Origin of the sequence: Paenibacillus gyeongsangnamensis (assembly GCF_027533625.1) — a bacterium.
Taxonomy (GTDB): Bacteria; Bacillota; Bacilli; order Paenibacillales; family NBRC-103111; genus Paenibacillus_G; species Paenibacillus_G gyeongsangnamensis.
The window spans coordinates 1-17422 of the sequence record NZ_JAQAGZ010000022.1 but is presented as its reverse complement, the minus strand read 5'-3'; the positions used below and the strand labels follow the sequence as shown (position 1 = coordinate 17422).

At 56.9% G+C, this 17422-nt stretch carries 17 protein-coding genes, 2 rRNA genes and 2 riboswitches; of the genes, 3 read left to right on the top strand and 16 right to left on the bottom strand.

Annotation, left to right across the window (positions count from 1 at the left end; translation table 11 throughout):
* Nucleotides 1-11 precede the first annotated feature (11 nt).
* The 12 genes from O9H85_RS28030 to O9H85_RS27975 all read right to left on the bottom strand — a co-directional run bounded on the left by O9H85_RS28030 (nucleotide 12) and on the right by O9H85_RS27975 (nucleotide 13092).
* The gene (locus O9H85_RS28030; protein WP_269884705.1) at nucleotides 12-1199 is read right to left on the bottom strand and encodes a phosphoribosylaminoimidazolecarboxamide formyltransferase; all 1188 of its coding nucleotides are present in this window, start codon (nucleotides 1197-1199) and stop codon (nucleotides 12-14) included.
* Nucleotides 1196-1828, bottom strand: a complete 633-nt coding sequence (purN, locus tag O9H85_RS28025) for a phosphoribosylglycinamide formyltransferase (protein ID WP_269884704.1) — start codon at nucleotides 1826-1828, stop codon at nucleotides 1196-1198. The genes O9H85_RS28030 and purN overlap by 4 nt, the downstream gene beginning before the upstream one ends.
* Nucleotides 1825-2865 (bottom strand): phosphoribosylformylglycinamidine cyclo-ligase, encoded by a 1041-nt coding sequence (purM, locus tag O9H85_RS28020; RefSeq protein ID WP_269884703.1) that lies wholly within the window; start codon nucleotides 2863-2865, stop codon nucleotides 1825-1827. The genes purN and purM overlap by 4 nt, the downstream gene beginning before the upstream one ends.
* 497 nt (nucleotides 2866-3362) lie before the next feature.
* Nucleotides 3363-4865 carry an amidophosphoribosyltransferase gene (gene purF / locus O9H85_RS28015; protein ID WP_269884702.1) on the bottom strand — a complete coding sequence of 501 codons (1503 nt, stop codon included), beginning with the start codon at nucleotides 4863-4865 and terminating at the stop codon, nucleotides 3363-3365.
* Nucleotides 4850-7093, bottom strand: a complete 2244-nt coding sequence (gene purL / locus O9H85_RS28010) for a phosphoribosylformylglycinamidine synthase subunit PurL (RefSeq protein WP_269884701.1) — start codon at nucleotides 7091-7093, stop codon at nucleotides 4850-4852. Before purL ends, purF begins: the two co-directional genes overlap by 16 nt.
* Nucleotides 7071-7766, bottom strand: a complete 696-nt coding sequence (gene purQ / locus O9H85_RS28005) for a phosphoribosylformylglycinamidine synthase subunit PurQ (RefSeq protein ID WP_269884700.1) — start codon at nucleotides 7764-7766, stop codon at nucleotides 7071-7073. The genes purL and purQ overlap by 23 nt, the downstream gene beginning before the upstream one ends.
* 67 nt (nucleotides 7767-7833) lie before the next feature.
* Nucleotides 7834-8085: a phosphoribosylformylglycinamidine synthase subunit PurS gene (gene purS / locus O9H85_RS28000; RefSeq protein WP_269884699.1), complete on the bottom strand. Its 252-nt coding sequence runs from the start codon at nucleotides 8083-8085 to the stop codon at nucleotides 7834-7836.
* Between the two features lie 43 nt (nucleotides 8086-8128).
* Complete coding sequence (locus O9H85_RS27995; RefSeq protein WP_409348216.1) at nucleotides 8129-9022, bottom strand: phosphoribosylaminoimidazolesuccinocarboxamide synthase; 894 nt, start codon at nucleotides 9020-9022, stop codon at nucleotides 8129-8131.
* 21 nt (nucleotides 9023-9043) lie between these two features.
* Nucleotides 9044-10339, bottom strand: a complete 1296-nt coding sequence (gene purB, locus O9H85_RS27990; RefSeq protein WP_269884698.1) for an adenylosuccinate lyase — start codon at nucleotides 10337-10339, stop codon at nucleotides 9044-9046.
* Nucleotides 10340-10364: 25 nt separating this feature from the next.
* Nucleotides 10365-11549 (bottom strand): 5-(carboxyamino)imidazole ribonucleotide synthase, encoded by a 1185-nt coding sequence (purK, locus tag O9H85_RS27985; RefSeq protein ID WP_269884697.1) that lies wholly within the window; start codon nucleotides 11547-11549, stop codon nucleotides 10365-10367.
* Nucleotides 11546-12031, bottom strand: coding sequence for a 5-(carboxyamino)imidazole ribonucleotide mutase (gene purE, locus O9H85_RS27980; protein WP_269884696.1), 486 nt, complete (start codon nucleotides 12029-12031; stop codon nucleotides 11546-11548). The genes purK and purE overlap by 4 nt, the downstream gene beginning before the upstream one ends.
* Before the next feature lie 133 nt (nucleotides 12032-12164).
* Nucleotides 12165-12266, bottom strand: a riboswitch (purine riboswitch).
* Between the two features lie 136 nt (nucleotides 12267-12402).
* On the bottom strand, nucleotides 12403-13092 hold the full coding sequence (locus O9H85_RS27975) for a DUF6483 family protein (RefSeq protein ID WP_269884695.1): 690 nt from the start codon (nucleotides 13090-13092) through the stop codon (nucleotides 12403-12405).
* A gap of 161 nt (nucleotides 13093-13253) precedes the next feature.
* Nucleotides 13254-13410: riboswitch (cyclic di-AMP (ydaO/yuaA leader) on the top strand.
* A 4-nt stretch (nucleotides 13411-13414) separates the two neighbouring features.
* On the opposite strand from O9H85_RS27975, the gene O9H85_RS27970 reads away from it, so the two are divergent.
* The 3 genes from O9H85_RS27970 (at nucleotide 13415) to O9H85_RS27960 (ending at nucleotide 15991) form a co-directional block, all read left to right on the top strand.
* Nucleotides 13415-14272, top strand: a complete 858-nt coding sequence (locus tag O9H85_RS27970) for a stalk domain-containing protein (RefSeq protein ID WP_269884694.1) — start codon at nucleotides 13415-13417, stop codon at nucleotides 14270-14272.
* A 147-nt stretch (nucleotides 14273-14419) separates the two neighbouring features.
* Complete coding sequence (locus O9H85_RS27965) at nucleotides 14420-15118, top strand: polysaccharide deacetylase family protein (RefSeq protein ID WP_269884693.1); 699 nt, start codon at nucleotides 14420-14422, stop codon at nucleotides 15116-15118.
* A gap of 108 nt (nucleotides 15119-15226) precedes the next feature.
* Entirely contained in the window at nucleotides 15227-15991 is a 765-nt protein-coding gene (locus tag O9H85_RS27960) for an AAA family ATPase (RefSeq protein ID WP_269884692.1), read from the top strand.
* A gap of 112 nt (nucleotides 15992-16103) precedes the next feature.
* Here O9H85_RS27960 and O9H85_RS27955 read toward each other — a convergent pair whose 3' ends face one another.
* The 4 genes from O9H85_RS27955 to O9H85_RS27940 all read right to left on the bottom strand — a co-directional run.
* Nucleotides 16104-16304, bottom strand: a complete 201-nt coding sequence (locus O9H85_RS27955; protein WP_269884691.1) for a hypothetical protein — start codon at nucleotides 16302-16304, stop codon at nucleotides 16104-16106.
* 43 nt (nucleotides 16305-16347) lie between these two features.
* Nucleotides 16348-16833, bottom strand: a complete 486-nt coding sequence (locus tag O9H85_RS27950) for a hypothetical protein (protein WP_269884690.1) — start codon at nucleotides 16831-16833, stop codon at nucleotides 16348-16350.
* Between the two features lie 157 nt (nucleotides 16834-16990).
* A 5S ribosomal RNA gene (gene rrf, locus O9H85_RS27945) occupies nucleotides 16991-17107 on the bottom strand.
* A 152-nt stretch (nucleotides 17108-17259) separates the two neighbouring features.
* Nucleotides 17260-17422 (bottom strand): 23S ribosomal RNA (locus O9H85_RS27940); the annotation flags it as partial.

The following is a 17422-nucleotide window of genomic DNA, read 5'->3' as shown; positions in this document are numbered from 1 at the left end:
GCTTGAACGAATTAATGGTGGAACAAACGGACGCCGGAGTACGACATGACCATGCCATAGTCGTTGGCGGCCTTGACGACTTCTTCATCCCGCAAGGAGCTTCCCGCTTGCACGACGTATTTCACGCCGCTGCGGCTGGCGCGGTCCAGGTTGTCGCGGAACGGCAGGAATGCGTCGGAGCCGTAGGATACGCCCTGCAGCTTGTTCAGCCATTCCCGCTTCTCTTCGCGCGTCAGGCGGGCCGGCACTTCCTCGAACGCCGCTTCCCATGCGGCTTGTTCAACCGGCGTTACTTCTTCTTCCAGCCACAGGTCGATCGCGTTGTTCTGCTCGGCGCGGGACAGCCCTTGGCGGAATTTCATATTCAGCGCCGTCGGATGCTGACGCAGGAACCAGCGGTCCGCTTTATCCCCTGCCAGTCGGGTACAGTGAATCCGGGACTGCTGACCTGCACCAATCCCGATCGTTTGGCCGTCCAGCGTATAGCAGATGGAGTTGGACTGCGTATATTTGAGTGTAACGAGTGCAATCAAGAGGTCACGCTTCGCATTCTCCGTAAGCTCCTTGTTCTCGGTGACGATTTTCTCCAAGGCGGATGCGTCGATCACGGCATCGTTGCGCTCCTGCTGCAGCGTCAAGCCGAAGAGCGTACGGGTTTCCACCGGATTCGGCACATAGTCCGGATTGATCTGAAGAATGAGGTAGCCGCCGTTCTTCTTCGCTTTTAGAATCTCAAGGGCTTCCTCCGTATACCCGGGCGCTACGACCAGGTCGGATACTTCGCGTTTGAGCAGAAGCGCAGTAGAGGCGTCGACTACGTCGCTAAGTGCGGCGGCATCGCCGAAGGAGGACATCCGGTCCGCTCCCCGGGCGCGCGCATAAGCGGTAGCCAGCGGAGAAAGCTCGAGGCCTTCAACAAAATAAGCTTTCTTCAACGTATCGCTAAGCGGAGCGGCAACCGCGGCTCCGGCCGGGCTGACGTGCTTGAAGGAAGCGGCGGCCGGCAGTCCGGTAGCGCGGCGCAGCTCGCGGGCGAGCTGGAAGCCGTTCAGCGCATCCAGCAGGTTGATGAAGCCCGGGTCGCCGTTGATCACCTTGATCGGCAGCTCGCCCTCGGTATAGATCTTCGCTTGCTTCTGATGCGGGTTCATGCCGTAACGCAGCTTCAGCGCTTCCGTTCCGTTCTTCGTCTGGCTCATGAATGAATCCCATCCTTCGGTTTCGTATTGGTATAGCGCTCTAAATCGATCCGTCCTGCGGCAATATCCTGAATGACTTGCGGGTACAGCTCATGCTCTAGGGGATGGATGCGTTCGCCGAGGGTCTCTTCCGTATCCTTCGGACGGATGTCCAGCGCGCGCTGCGCCAGAATCGGCCCGCTGTCGAGCCCTCCGTCCACGAGATGCACCGTAATGCCGGTCACTTTCACTCCATGCTCCAAAGCCTGACGAACGGCGTGCAGCCCGGGAAATGAAGGCAGCAGCGACGGATGAATGTTGATCATCCGCCCCCAGAAGGCATCCACCAGCACGTTCGTCAGAATCCGCATATAACCGGCCAGCACGACCAGCTCGACGCCCTTCGCGCGGAGCTGCTCGAGAATTTCCCGTTCATACGCCTCGCGATCCGGGTAGTCCTTCGGGCGGAACAGGTGGACCGGCACGCCGGCCTCCCGCACCCGTTCTACGACCTTGGCCTCAGGCCGGTCGCAAACCAAAAGCTCGATGCTAGCATCGAGCCTCTCTGCCTTCACCGCCTCCGCAATCGCTTCGAAATTGCTCCCGCTTCCGGAGGCGAAGACGGCGATGCGGAGCGGACGTTCCCTCATACGGAAGCTCCGTTAAAGGTCACAACCCGCTCGCCTGCCGTTACGCGGCCCAGCGTGTACGCTTTTTCTCCCTGCGCCTCGAACACTTCGGCCGCTTTCGCCGCATGCTCCTCCGCCACGATGACAACCATGCCGATGCCCATGTTGAACGTGCGGAACATGTCGTTGTTGCTGATGCCGCCTTCCTTCTGCATGAGCTCGAAGATCGGCAGAATCGGCCAGGAGCCGTAATTGATCTCAACGTTGACGCCTTCCGGGAGCACGCGCGGAATGTTCTCGAGAAACCCACCGCCCGTGATGTGTGCCATGCCCTTGATCTCCACCTGTTCCAGCGCGGCCAGGATCGGCTTCACATAGATTTTCGTCGGCGTCAGCAGCACGTCCCCTAGCTTGCCGCCCAGCGCGGACACTTCATCCTGAAGGGAGTAGCCCTTCTCTTCCAGCAGCAGCTTGCGCACGAGCGAGAAGCCGTTGCTGTGCACGCCGCTGGATGCGAAGCCGAGAACGACATCGCCCGGACGGATGGCCGAGCCGTCGATGATCTTCTTCTTGTCGACGATGGCCACGTTGAAGCCGGCGATATCATATTCGCCTTCGCTGTACATGCCCGGCATTTCCGCCGTTTCGCCGCCGATCAGAGCGCAGCCCGCCTGTACGCAGCCGTCGCTGATGCCTTTGATGATCGCTTCGATTTTCTCGGGGATCACCCGGTCGCACGCGAGGTAATCGAGGAAAAAGAGCGGCTCCGCGCCCTGCACTATTACATCGTTGACGCACATCGCCACCGCATCGATGCCGATGGTATCGTGCTTGTCCATCGCGAACGCGATCTTCAGCTTCGTGCCTACGCCGTCGGTTCCCGACACCAGCACCGGCTCTTCGTATTTGTCTTTGTTCAAGCCGAACAGCGCGCCGAAGCCCCCTAGGTCGGTCAGCACCTCGGGACGGAATGTCGTTTTGACGTGCTTCTTCATGCGCTCGACCGCTTCGTTGCCGGCCGCGATGTCTACGCCGGCTTTCTTATATGCATCGGACACTTGTTTTCCTCCTCATGGGGGTAGGTTGGCCTCTACAGGCTGCGAGTCTATGCGGTCTACCTCCGGCCGCTCTTGAAAACGGGATATTATAACTCCTAGGAGTTCTGCGAAAAAAGCCCGCTGCGCGAGCGGATATCGTTCTTCCGATCGCTGCCCTGCCCCACAAAGTGAAGTCCATTCAAAGAAGTAAATTCGAGTACTTTGCGGGGACCCAACCTCGGATTATCGGATTAAATAACACCCTGAGCGGTAACAATCCGGGGACAAAGGCGAACGCTTGCGCTTCTACAGAACGAATCCGCCCCCTCCTCTATTTTTTCAACGGACTTCGAGGTATGTCCCCGTTTTCAAATGCGGCACGTAAACTCTCCGGCAGGCACACGGTTCTCCGCCTTTCGGCTCAACCGGTTCAAAAACATAAAACTAACCGCTCCAACGTCGCGGTTTTTTATAAATAGCTCAGCCGGCCCTGTCTTGGCCGGCGTGAGCGAAAAGACTTAATCGCAGCCGCAGCCGAGGGCGGCTTCGTCGGGGACAACCGTCGGGTAACGGTTATCGAAGCAGGCGGTGCAGTAGCCCCGCGTCGCTTCCGAGTTCGTCTGCCCGATGGCGGACAGCAGGCCCTCCTTGCTCAGGAAATACAACGAGTCGGCGTTGATCGCCTGACGGATTTCCTCCACCGACTTGACGGCGGCAATCAGCTCCGTGCGGCTTGGCGTATCGATGCCGTAGAAGCAGGGGTTTGCGAACGGAGGCGATGAGATGCGCACGTGCACTTCCTTCGCTCCCGCTTCGCGGAGCAGGTTGACGATGCGCAGGGACGTCGTGCCGCGCACGATCGAGTCGTCGATCATGACGACGCGCTTGCCGTCCACGATACTGCGCACAGCGGACAGCTTCATCTTCACACCCTGCTCGCGCAGCTCCTGACTCGGCTGGATGAACGTCCGGCCCGTGTAGCGGTTCTTGATCAAGCCGAGCTCGTAGGGAATGCCTGTCTGCTCGGCAAAGCCGATCGCCGCCGAAATGCTGGAATCCGGTACGCCGGTCACGACGTCCGCGTCGACGAAAGCCTCCATCGCCAGCTGCCGGCCCATCCGCTTGCGGGCGGAATGAATGTTCACCGCGTCGACATCGCTGTCGGGACGCGCAAAGTAAATATATTCCATCGCGCAGACCGCGCGCTGCTTGATTGGGGAGAACCGGTCTTCGGTCACCCGTCCCGTTTTCATATCCAGCACGAGCAGCTCGCCCGGCTCCACGTCACGGTAATAGGCGCCGCCCGTAGCGTCGAACGCACACGATTCCGATGCGAACAGCCAGGCCGTACCCAGCCGTCCGGCAACGAACGGACGCAGGCCGTGCGGGTCGCGCGCCGCGATCAGCTTGCCTTGCGCCATGATCAGAAAGGCGTAAGCCCCTTCCACCTTGAGCAGCGCTTCCTTCACGGCCGAGACGATATCGTCGTGCTTCGAGCGGGCGATCAGATGCGCAACCACTTCCGTATCGCTCGTCGTTTGGAAGATCGAGCCCATCTTCTCCAGCTCGCTCTTGATCTCCGGCGCATTCGTCAGGTTGCCGTTCGTGGCGATCGCCAGGTCCCCCTCGCGGTACTTGAAGACGAGCGGCTGCGCGTTGGCCAGCTTGCTCTCGCCCGACGTGGAATAGCGCACATGGCCGATCGAAGCCGTGCCTGTGAGCGTCTGCAGGTTATCGTTGTTGAATACTTCCTTCACGAGCCCCATGCCGCGATGGTAGTTGAACTCCGTTCCGTCGGCAACGCAGATGCCCGCGCTTTCCTGGCCGCGGTGCTGAAGCGCATGAAGCCCGTAGTAGGAGAGTGAAGCGGCTTCGGAGTGGCCGAACACGCCGAACACCCCGCACTCCTCGCCCAGCTTGTCGAACAGACCCGCATGGGCGTTTACGCCTTCGTTATAAAAATCTCCGGTCCAGAGCCGGGGAGAACGTCCTTGTCCGTCAGCCTTCAGTTCATCAGACATGGAATCGCATCCTTCCAAACCTTTTCTAGTTGAGATACAGATGCATCAACGACCAAGCTGCCTTTAACCGATACTTTCAGATCTTCACCGCCGACCGTACCGAGCACTTGAACCGGCACGCCCGCCGACTCCGCCAGACGCTTCAGCGCATCCGCTTTATCCGGAGCCGCGCTCAGCAGAATGCGGGATTGGCTCTCGCTGAACAGGGCCACATCGCTTCGGAGGTCGCTCGCGAAGTTCACGCTTGCGCCTACGCGGCCGCTGATGCAGCTCTCGGCCAGCGCCACTGCGAGGCCGCCTTCCGCGAGGTCATGCGCCGAAGCGACAAGCCCTTGCTGGATAGCGCCGAGGACGGTGTCCAGCAGCTTTTTCTCCACATCGAGATCGATCTGCGGAGGACGGCCTTCCGTCACGCCGTGAACGACGTATTGGAACTCGCTGCCACCCAGCTCCGCCTTCGTGTCGCCGAACAGCAGAATGACGTCGCTTTCGTTCTTGAAGCCCTGCATCGTAATGTGATCGGTATCATGCACCAAGCCCACCATGCCGACCACCGGCGTCGGGTAAATCGCGCCCTGACGGTTCTCGTTGTACAAGCTCACGTTTCCGCCGATGACCGGCGTATTCAGCCTGAGGCACGCTTCCGCCATGCCGTCGACCGCTTTTTCCAGCTGCCAGAAAATTTCCGGCTTCTCCGGGCTCCCGAAGTTCAGGTTGTCCGTAATCGCAAGAGGCTCGGCACCGGAGCACACGTTGTTGCGCGCCGCTTCCGCTACCGCGATCATGCCCCCAACTTCAGGATCCAGGTACACGAAGCGTCCGTTGCAATCCGTCGACATCGACAATGCCTTGCGGGAGCCGCGGATCGTGACGACCGCCGCATCCGAGCCCGGCTGAACCGCCGTGCTGGTCCGGACCATGTAATCGTATTGGTTGTAAACCCACTCTTTGCTTGCGACGGTCGGAGATGCGAGCACCTTTTTCAAAGCCTCGTTCAAATCCGTCACTTCCGCATAGCGGAGCGTATCCACCTTCGCGTTGGCCTCGTAATAAGCAGGCACCGCCGAAGGCTTGTGGTACATCGGGCACTCGTCGACCAGCGCCGTTACCGGCATGTCGCCTACGAGCTCGCCTTTATGATACAGCTTGAGGTTGCCGTCGTCGGTCACTTTGCCCACCTTCGCGCAGTGCAGCCCCCAACGCTCGAAAATCGCTTTCGCCTGCGCCTCATGCTCCGGCTTCACAACGAACAGCATGCGCTCCTGCGACTCGGACAGCATCATCTCGTAAGGCGTCATGCCTTCTTCGCGCTGCGGCACCTCGTCGAGGTACAGCTCCATGCCGTTGCCTGCCTTGCTCGCCATCTCGGAGCTTGAGCAGGTGAGGCCGGCCGCACCCATATCCTGAATGCCGACCACGATGCCGGAGTCGATCAGCTCGAGGCACGCCTCCAGCACGAGCTTCTCCATGAACGGATCGCCCACCTGCACCGCCGAGCGCTTCGCTTCGGATTCCGCGGTCAAGTCCTCGGAGGCGAACGTCGCCCCGTGAATGCCGTCGCGGCCTGTTGCCGGGCCTACATAGAACACCGGGTTGCCGACGCCTTTGGCCACGCCCTTCTGAATCTTGTCGTGATCGATGAGGCCAACGCACATCGCGTTGACGAGCGGGTTGCCTTCGTAGCTCTCGTCGAACATCACTTCGCCGCCAACCGTCGGGATCCCGATACAGTTGCCGTAGCCCGCAATCCCCGAGACGACGTGCTCAAACAAATATTTCACGCGGTCGTTCTCGAGCCGCCCGAACCGGAGGGAATTCAACACCGCCACCGGGCGCGCGCCCATCGAGAAAATATCGCGGATAATGCCGCCGACACCCGTCGCAGCGCCTTGGAAAGGCTCCACCGCCGAAGGGTGATTGTGGCTTTCAATCTTGAAAACGACGGCCTGGTTGTCGCCGATATCGACGATGCCCGCGCCTTCGCCCGGTCCCATCAGGACGCGTGGGCCGGTGGTCGGGAATTTCCGCAGCACGGCCTTGGAGTTCTTATAGGAGCAGTGCTCCGACCACATGACGCTGAACACGCCGATTTCCACGTAATTCGGTTTCCGGCCCAGGAAGCCGCAAATTTTGGCATATTCGTCGTCCGTTACGCCGAACTGCTTGTAAATTTTCTGATCGGCGATTTGTTCCGCCGTAGGCTCCTTAGTTGACAGCTGCTGCGCCATGTTGTTCCCTCCAAGTGCTAAGAATCGATGTAAACATCCGCTTGCCGTCCGCCGAGCCGAGCAGCTCGCTGATCGCCCGCTCCGGATGAGGCATCATGCCGAGCACGTTGCCCGCTTTGTTGCAGATCCCCGCGATATCCTCCACGGAGCCGTTCGGGTTCTCGCCCGTTTTGTAACGGAACACGATCTGGTTATTCGCCTTCAGCTCCGCCAGAGTCGCCTCGTCGCAGTAATAGTTACCTTCGCCGTGCGCGATCGGAATGCTGATGATCTCGCCCTGCTCATAATCCGATGTAAAAGCCGTCTTCGCGTTCTCCACCTGAAGCAGCGCCTGGTGGCAGCGGAATTTCAGCTCGCGGTTGCGCATCAGCGCTCCCGGAAGCAGCCCCGCTTCCGTCAAAATTTGAAACCCGTTGCAAATGCCGAGCACATACTTGCCTTCCGCCGCCGCCTTCACCAGCGCCCCCATGACGGGAGCGAACCGCGCGATGGCGCCGCACCGCAGGTAATCGCCGTAGGAGAAGCCGCCCGGCACAAGAATGCAATCGTATTTGGACAAATCCGTCTCCGTATGCCATACGTACTCCACAGGCTGACCTACCGTATCCTCCACCGCTTTATAGCAGTCGATATCACAGTTGGAACCGGGAAACACCAGTACCGCGAAATTCATTATCCTGTCCTCCCTAATCATAAGTCCGGGGCCTTCCCGGATCAGGTATCCGTACTAACCGCTGCGGTTACTTTACCGGCTGCAGCTCGTAGCGGTAATCCTCGATAACCGTATTGGCCAGAAGCTTCTCGCACATCGCCTTCACGCGTTCCTCGGCTACAGCCGTATCGCTTGTGTTCAGCTCCACTTCCAAATATTTGCCGATCCGCACCTTGCCTACTTCGTCGAAACCCATCGAATGCAGCGCGCCCTGCACGGCGGTGCCTTGCACATCGAGAACGCTTTGCTTGATCGTTACATATACGGTCGCTTTTAACATCGGAATAATCCTCCTATTATGGTCCTCTATAATGGCCGTAAGCTTATCCGTTTACCAAACGGTTATATATATCGCGGTAGCGGCGGGACGTCTCTTCCACCACGTGGGCCGGCAGGGGAGAAGGCTGGCTGTTCTTGTCCCAATCGGTGCCGGACAGGTAAGTCCGGACCGGCTCCTTGTCCATGCCGTCGATCTCGATGTCGAGCTCGTATTTTTCCTTCGCCCAGAAGCGCGACGAATCCGGAGTAAAGATTTCATCGATCAGAATAATCTCGCCGTCAATGAGTCCGAACTCAAACTTCGTATCCGCCAAAATGATGCCGCGCTCCTCGCAGAACGCCCGCGCGAATTCATACAGCTCGATACTCTTCGCCTGCAGCTTCTCGGTCAGCTCCGCGCCGACCAGCTCCTTCATTCGCTCGATCGAGATGTCCTCGTCGTGGCCGACGTCGTTCTTCGCCGCCGGGGTAAAGATCGGCTGCGGGAACCGTTCATTTTTGCGCATGCCTGCCGGCAGCTTATGTCCGTTGATCTCGCCGGTTTTCTGGTACTGCCTCCAGCCGCCGCCGGTAATGTAGCCGCGCACGACGCACTCGATGTCGATCCGCTCCGCCTTCCTCGTGACCATGAAGCGGTCCTTCATGATCTCCGGCTCTCTTACGAGATCGCCGAGCCGCTCCACGTCCGCATGCACCAGATGGTTTGGCATCAGCTGCTTCGTCTGCTCGAACCAGAACTTGCTCAAGCCGTTCAGCACGTTCCCCTTGTCCGGCACAGCAGGGCTCAGCACATAGTCGAAGGCTGAGATCCGGTCCGTCACCGCGATCAAGTAATGCTCTCCCAAGTCGTACAGCTCGCGCACCTTGCCTTTGTACAGCAGCGGCGCCTTTACGAAGGGCTCTGCGCTCGAGATGGCGATCGTTTTCGTTCCGCTCATGGTTTCCACTCCCCGTCTTCCTTAGATCAGTTCCAAACGCTTAAAAATCGTTTCGACATGCTTCAAATGCCAGCTTGGATTAAACGCATCCTCGATCTCTTCCAGACTCAGCACATCGCGGATTTCCGGCGTATTCTCGACGATGTCGCGGAACGGCTTCTGCGTTTCCCAGGCCTGCATCGCCCGCGGCTGCACCGTATCGTAAGCCTTCTCGCGGCTGAAGCCCTTGTCGATCAGCTTCGTCATGACGCGTCCGGAGAACGGTACACCGTACGTGCTCTGCATATTCCGTTTCATGTTCTCCGGGAATACCGTCAAGTTCTTAACAATGTTGCCGAGTCGGTTCAGCATATAGTTGAGCAGGATCGTCGCATCCGGCAAAATAATCCGTTCCACCGAGGAGTGCGAAATATCGCGCTCATGCCACAGCGTCACGTTCTCGTAAGCCGACACCATATGGCCGCGGATGACGCGGGCCAGACCCGAAATGCTCTCGCAGCCGATCGGGTTGCGCTTGTGCGGCATAGCGGAAGACCCTTTCTGCCCCTTAGCGAACGGCTCCTCTACTTCACGGAACTCACTCTTCTGCAGGGCGCGGATTTCCGTAGCGAACTTGTCGAGCGACGTGGCGACCAGCGCCAGCGTAGCCATGTATTCCGCATGGCGGTCGCGCTGCAGCGTCTGCGTCGAGATCGGCGCCGGCTTCGTGCCCAGCTTCGAGCAGACGTACGATTCCACGAACGGATCGATGTTGGCGTAGGTGCCGACCGCGCCGGAGATTTTGCCGTACTGGACGCCGTCCGCCGCGAAGCGGAAACGCTCCAGGTTGCGCTTCATTTCCTCATACCAGAGCGCCATCTTCAGACCGAAGGTCGTCGGCTCCGCATGAACGCCGTGCGTCCGTCCCATCATCGGCGTATCCTTGTAAGCAATCGCTTTGTCCTTCAGAATTTGAATGAAGTTTTGAATGTCGCGCTCGAGGATCTCATTGGCCTGCTTCAGCAAATAGCCGAGCGCCGTATCGACCACATCGGTCGAGGTTAAGCCGTAATGCACCCATTTGCGTTCTTCTCCGAGCGTTTCGGATACCGCACGGGTGAATGCGATCACGTCATGACGCGTTTCCTGCTCGATTTCGTAGATCCGGTCGATGTGGAAGCCGGCATTTTGTCGCAGAGCGGCTACGTCCTCTTTCGGAATAACGCCCAGCTCCGACCAAGCCTCGCAGGACAAAATTTCAACCTCGAGCCATGCCTTGAATTTATTTTCTTCCGTCCAAATGTTCCCCATCTCGGGTCTTGTATAACGATCGATCATAATTTCCCCAGCCTCCGTCTATTCTTTACTTCTTAGACTCCCATATGTTTGAAGCATCTATCCAGCGGCAAGCCGCCTCAGTGGTCGGTGCCAAAATATTCACGTGCCCCATCTTGCGTCCCCGCTTGGCTTCCGACTTGCCGTACAGGTGCACCTTCGCGGTTACTCCGGCCGCCACCTGTTCCGATTCCGGCTTCACGATCCAGTCCAGCAGGGGCTTCACATGCTCTCCGAGCACGTTTGCCATCACAACCGGCGTCAGCAGCTCCGTTCCGCCCAGTGGAAGGTTGCAGATGGCGCGCACATGCTGCTCGAACTGCGACGTCTGGCATGCTTCCATCGTGTAATGGCCCGAATTGTGCGGCCGCGGCGCCAGCTCGTTGACGAACAGCTCGCCTTCCTTCGTCAGGAACATCTCCACGGCGATGAGGCCGATCACGTCCAGCTCCTCCGCAATGCGCTCCGCCATCCGCTGCGCTTCCTTCAGCACCTGCTCCGGCGCCCGGGCGGGCACGATGGACAAATGCAGAATATTATTCACATGCTCATTCTCGGCCGGAGGGAACGTCTTCACTTCCCCCCGCGGACTTCGTACGGCAATAACCGAGATTTCCTTGTCAAAATGAATGAATTGCTCCAGCACCAGCTCCGTACCCGCCTTGCTGAGCGTATCGTAGGCCTCCTGCACTTCCCCCTGCGACCGTAGCACCCACTGCCCTTTGCCGTCATAGCCGCCGGTGGCCGTCTTCAGCACGCAAGGCACGCCGAACCGCTCCGCCGCTTCACGCAGCTCCTCAGCGCTCTTGATCTCAGCATAAGGCGCGACCTTCACGCCGGCCGCCTCGATCGCGCGCTTCTCGCGAAGCCGGTGTTGCGTCGTATACAGAAGACTGCTGCCCTGTGGCACGTAGGATTCCTTCATTAGAAGCGAGGTCACTTCCACATCCACATTCTCGAACTCATAAGTGATGACGTCGGCGATCGCAGCCAGCTCTCTAGCCGCACCAACATCATGATACGCCGCCGTGATTTGCTTGTCCGCCACCTGTCCGCAGGGCGAGTCCGGCGTCGGATCGAGCGTCGCGAACCGGTACCCCATGGCACGGCCTGCAAGCGCCAGCATCCGGCCGAGCTGTCCGCCCCCGAGCATCCCGATCGTTGCACCGGGAGCAAGGACCTTCGACGGGTCGTACGCCTTCTGTCCGCTCATTCCAGCACGCTCTTTTCAATGACGGTTTGCGCGATGCGTTCCCGCCGATCGTTTACCTTGCGCTGCAGCTCCGGGTCGAAGGCGCCGAGGATTTGCGCAGCCAGCAATCCGGCGTTCGTCGCCCCCGCATGTCCGATCGCCACGGTCGCCACGGGAATCCCACCGGGCATTTGTACGATTGAGAGCAGCGAATCGAGTCCGTTCAGCGTCGATGTCTTCACCGGAACGCCGATCACCGGCAGAATCGTCTTCGCAGCCACCATGCCGGGCAGATGCGCGGCGCCGCCGGCTCCCGCGATAATGACCTTCAGCCCGCGTTCGGCGGCCGAAGCCGCGTACTCGAACATCAAATCCGGCGTCCGGTGCGCCGAAACCACTTTTTTCTCATAAGGAACGCCGAGCTCCTCCAGAATTTCGCAAGCATGCTTCATCGTTTCCCAGTCGGACTGGCTCCCCATGATGACTCCCACAAGCTCAGACATGCCGTACCTCCATCCATGCGCATAGTATTGAAAAAAAGAAATCGCCCTTTGACGGCACCTTCATCAGGATGCCGCAAGGACGACAAGTTTAGCCGAAGCGCAAGCTAAGGCCTAGCACGGATGTGCCGACCTCTCGATCTTAACGCTTCCTCGTAGTCCAAAAATTTATGGTTTTCGGGTAGAAACTTTCGGGCCATATTCCCGACTTTATACGAGTCATTTCGATATATTCAGCAATAAAAATCGCATTCTTTCACTCTTTCAGTTTATCAGCCTTTCACATGCGATGTCAACTCAAAAAGACGAACATTCCGCATATCAAACAAAAAATAGTTCGCATTTCACAAGTAGTTCACGCTTTTTTTCCTTGCTCACGAAATTTCCGATTTCATTTTCTTCAATTCATCCAGGCTTTGCTTTATTTCCTTGAGCGGCAGATTGCCCGCCGACAGCCGTTCTTCCGGCTGCTCCAGCCATCGTCCGTATACGTGGATGCCTTCCTCCAGCGTCAGCAGCCTTTCGGCTGTCATCCCCTCCGCTTCCAAAGCCTCCAGCAAATGAAACAACGCATCCTCCGCCTTGTCGTAACGTTCTTCTTCTATATAATAACGCCATTCCAGCCGAAGCAGATTCGCGTTACGTCGCTCCCGCCCCGCCTGCTCCAGAGCCCCGTCGATTCTCCGGTTCAGCTCGTCCTTCCAGCCCTCGGCTTCAGCCGACCCTCTAACGTTCAGCAGCACTTCCAGCGCCTTCAAGCTTAACCTTCGGGCGGCTCCGGACTCGTCCGCTTCCCGCAGTACCAACGCTTCCGCCGTCATCAAGTCGCCGAGCACCAGCGCTTTACCGATATTTGGCGTTCCGTCCCTCGAGAGCATCGCCAAGAGATCCTTTGCAGACAGACCATAGAGCAGCTTCGATCCGATGCCTAGCAGACTGCGGAATGCTTGATTCAGAAGCTCCAGCGCTTCCTCCAGCTTTCGGTTTCGCCGCAGGAATACGGCTTTGTGCAGGTAGCCTGCAGCGTCTTCCAGCATTCTTAAGATATAGTCGCGCTTGTACATCCAATTTCCTCCTATCAGACGAACCGACCCAAACCCTGCCCTCGCTTCGAACACTCTCTAATTGTACCGCATCCAAGATCGGAAGGTAAAATACATTCATTCCATCAACCGGAAACGGTTGGATGATTTTATGTATTGATCCTGCCAATCAACCTGTGGTAAATTCTTAGGAGCCGAATCGCACAATTTTTTACGTGTACGTACGGGGGACATCAACACCATGGGGTGAATGTTTGCGGGCTAAGTCAGCCGCAGGCTAGGGAGCATACCTCTTCCCGAACCCGACAACTAACCTCGGAGGCCTAATAGGAGGGAATGCAATATGCGCAACAAATGGAAAGGCATGCTGTTCGCATGCATGTTAGCTTTACCGTCATTTTTACCTTTTACGGTATCACAGCCGGCTTACGCAGCCGAAGCTCCGCAGAAACTGGCGGACGACGTGAAGGTACAGGTGAACGACGAACTGGTGCATTTTCCGGATGCCCAGCCGTTTGTGGATGAGAATCACAAGCTTTTGGTTCCTGCCCGCGTAGTTGCGGACAAGCTTGGACTGCAGGTGCAGTGGGAACAAACCGGCTCGAACATCAAGGTCACCTTGAAAGACAAGGACAACAAAAAAGCGCTTACGATGACGACAGGGCAGTCTGAAGTAAACGTAAACGGCAGCGTTTCCAATAATACGTATGAAGCCGCTGCATTGGTTGACGGACGTGTCTACACGCCATTCCGTCTTATTGCCGATTCCTTCGGCATCCAGACGCAATGGGACGGCTCCAACCGGATTGCCATTCTTGGCGCCGATGGCAAGTACCATGCTCCAGCCTGGTATCGTCAAGTCGTTAAGGCCCCTGTGTACAAGCAGGTGCTGAACGCTAAAGCTACGGCTTATACAGCCGCTCCTTCGGAGAACGGCGGCTACGGTTCCCTGGATTATATGGGCAACCAACTTAAGCTCGGCACCATTGCGGTTGACCCTTCGGTCATTCCGCTTGGTTCCAAAGTATATATTGAAGGTTATTCCTACGACGGATTGCCTTCAGGCGGTATGTATGCTACCGCAACGGATATCGGTGGTGCCATTAACGGCAGCCACGTTGATATTTTCTTGCCCGAGAGCCCGGCAAAAGCCAGCAATTTCGGAGTGCAGCAAGTAAAAGTTTACGTGCTCGGCTCCTAATCTTTTATTCCATCTAAGATTCTCATCCCACGAAAAGCGGTCGCTTCGATACGAAGCGGCTGCTTTTTTTTGCCTTTCGATCGCTTCGTATACTTTATATTTAACCGCCCATGCTAACATTAAAACGGTCGGAGGGGAACAATCGACATGAAGGCTCGGCTCATTTTTTTGCTCATCCTGATCTTTACCTGCTTCCCTCTTGTCGGGGCGGCATCTGCGGATCCGCGCAGTAAAGTAGTATCCAAGATAGATACCGATCAGAAATGGATTGCCATTACGTTCGACGATGGCCCTAATCCCGTTTATACGCCGCAAATTTTGGACCTCTTGAAGCAGTACCAAGCGAAGGCCACTTTCTTTGTGCTCGGCAAAAGGGTGCAGATGTATCCTGCCATCGCCATCCGTGAAGTCAATGAGGGACATGAGATCGCCAATCATACGTTCGACCACCATTTTCTCAAAAATTACCCCGCACAGAAGCTTGTCGACGAAATCCGCCAAACTCAGGAAGTCATATTCGATATTACAGAGCAAATGCCGCATGTCTTCCGGCCGCCGGGCGGCTTCTACAATGACGCGCTGCTCGATTCCATGAAGGAAGATAAGCTGACCGTCGTCATGTGGTCGTGGTATCAGGATACGAAGGATTGGCGGAAGCCCGGCGTGGACAAGATTGTGTCCCAAGTACTTGGTAACGTGCATAACGGGGATATCATCTTGTTCCATGACCTCCAAGGCGACTGCAGCCAAACCGTAGAGGCGCTGAGACGCATTCTTCCAGAGCTCCAGAAACGGGGTTATCAGTTCCTCACCGTATCCGATTTAATTGCAAAGACAAGAAAATAAGTTTTAGCCGAATAAAACAGTCGTATGTCTTTGGCATACGGCTGTTTTTCGCTTATCGCTCGAATCATTGTATAATGAGCGTATCCGGTAAGGTAGGAGGTTCTCTTGATGAAAGAGCTTCATCCGGCTGCTTATTTAAGGTCTATTCAGCTGCTGAGGGACCACGTTCCCTCATTCGACCGGTTTCCTTTTCAGCTCAGCGCCATCCGCGAATTGGATCAACTGCAGCTGCACCCTAAAGTCACATACATCGTCGGCGAGAATGGCATGGGCAAGTCGACGCTTCTAGAGGCGCTTGCCGTAGCCTGGGGCTTCAATCCCGAGGGCGGCAGCCTGAATTTCTCCTTTTCCACCTACGCCTCGCATTCCGAGCTTCACCGGTATATCCGGCTGGTGCGCGGCGTGCGTAAGCCGAAGGACGGCTTCTTCTTCCGGGCGGAAAGCTACTATAATCTGGCCAGCAATATTGAAGAACTGGATCGAGAATCTGCCGGGGGAACCAAAATTATCGATAGCTTCGGCGGCCGTTCTCTTCATGAGCAGTCGCATGGAGAATCCTTTTTCTCCGCCTTCATGTACCGTCTGCGCGGAAATGGACTGTATGTGATGGACGAGCCGGAGGCGGCGCTTTCCCCGTTCCGCCAATTGTCCATGCTGTCAAGAATGCATGAGCTCATCCGGAACCACTCGCAGTTTATTATCTCCACCCACTCGCCTATCCTCATGGCATACCCCGATGCGATCATTTATCAGCTTACTTCGAGCGGCATAGAGCAGGTTTCATTGGAAGAAACCGATCATTTTATCCTTACCCGCCAGTTTTTGAATAACCGCCATCGGATGCTCAAGGAGCTCTTACGGGACGACGACTAGCCCTGCATATTCAGGATAAACGGCTACGCCGCGCTTTCTTTATCAACTGAAAAAACCGCTTGATTCTCTCACATAAAGAATCAAACGGTTTGGCACGTGCTTGAACTTCGACTTAAATCGGCTGCCCATTCTTTCGGTTATCGAATTTACGATCCTTATTGTTGATCGCCCCGGGATTCGGACTCACCGGCGGATCGATCTGCACCGCAGCATCGGTCGTGCGCGTTTGATGAAGCATTGTGGCGCTCGCCGAGTGAGTTCCCAGCTCCGCTAACTCCGGGTTCGTATGGTTATCTTCCTGGAACGGTACCATCTAATAGCCTCCTTTTGTGAGTAAACCGGGCCATTCGCCTACTTTACCTGCTGCTCCGATTCCGCCATTTAACAAACCAGCGTATGACGAAAAACAAAACGACTCCCCAAAAAAGTAATCCAAAGAACGACATGCCCATGTGCGGAGCGCCGTAATATCCGCCCCCTCCAAACCAGCCAAAAGGATGAAATAAGCTGCCCAGCAAGGTTCCCGCCGCCAACCCGCCGAAGAAGCTGCCGATGCCGCCGCCACGAGTGGGGTACCCGGTTCTGTAGCCGGGCTGAGTTGTCACCGGGGTGCGCGGAACCGTATTGTAGCTGCCCCCCGGACGCGCACCCGGCGTATATCCGGCCCGTCCGCCGGAGTAAGAGCCGCGGCCTGAGCGATAGCCCGACTCCCGGACGGTTGCATCGTCACTTTGCTGCTGCAGCCCCGGAGCAGGAGGCCCCGGCGTGACCGGCTCCGCATGAACCGAGCCTGCGAAGGTTAGCCAACATAGTAGAAGAGCTGTAGACCAAATGCGTTTCACTGAAGACCTCCGTTAAGCCCTGGAATTCAAACAGCTATTTATAGTATGGTTCGGCTTACCGGATTTACACAGGAAACCATATGCAGAAGAGTGATCGTTATGCAGCCGAGCAAAAAAAAGAAGCCCCACGGACTTGGAGTCCATGAGACTTCTATCTGCTTGGCGACGTTCTACTCTCCCAGGACCCTTCGGTCCAAGTACCATCGACGCTGGAAGGCTTAACGGTCGTGTTCGGGATGGGTACGCGTGGTTCCCTTCCGCCATCGTCACCAAACATAAGTATGGCGATGTCCCCGCCAAGGAACATCATGTATTACAGCTCAGAACGACTTGCGCCCTGAAAACTGGATCGAAACATCGTATCTTTCGCTGAGGTAATCTTGCTTTTGCTATGCTTCCGATGTGGTTTTGCTGTCGCAAAACCTGTAGGATAAGCCCTCGACCGATTAGTATTCGTCAGCTCCACACGTTGCCGCGCTTCCACCCCGAACCTATCTACCTCGTCGTCTACAAGGGGTCTTACATACTGGGAAATCTCATCTTGAGGGGGGCTTCACGCTTAGATGCTTTCAGCGCTTATCCCGTCCGT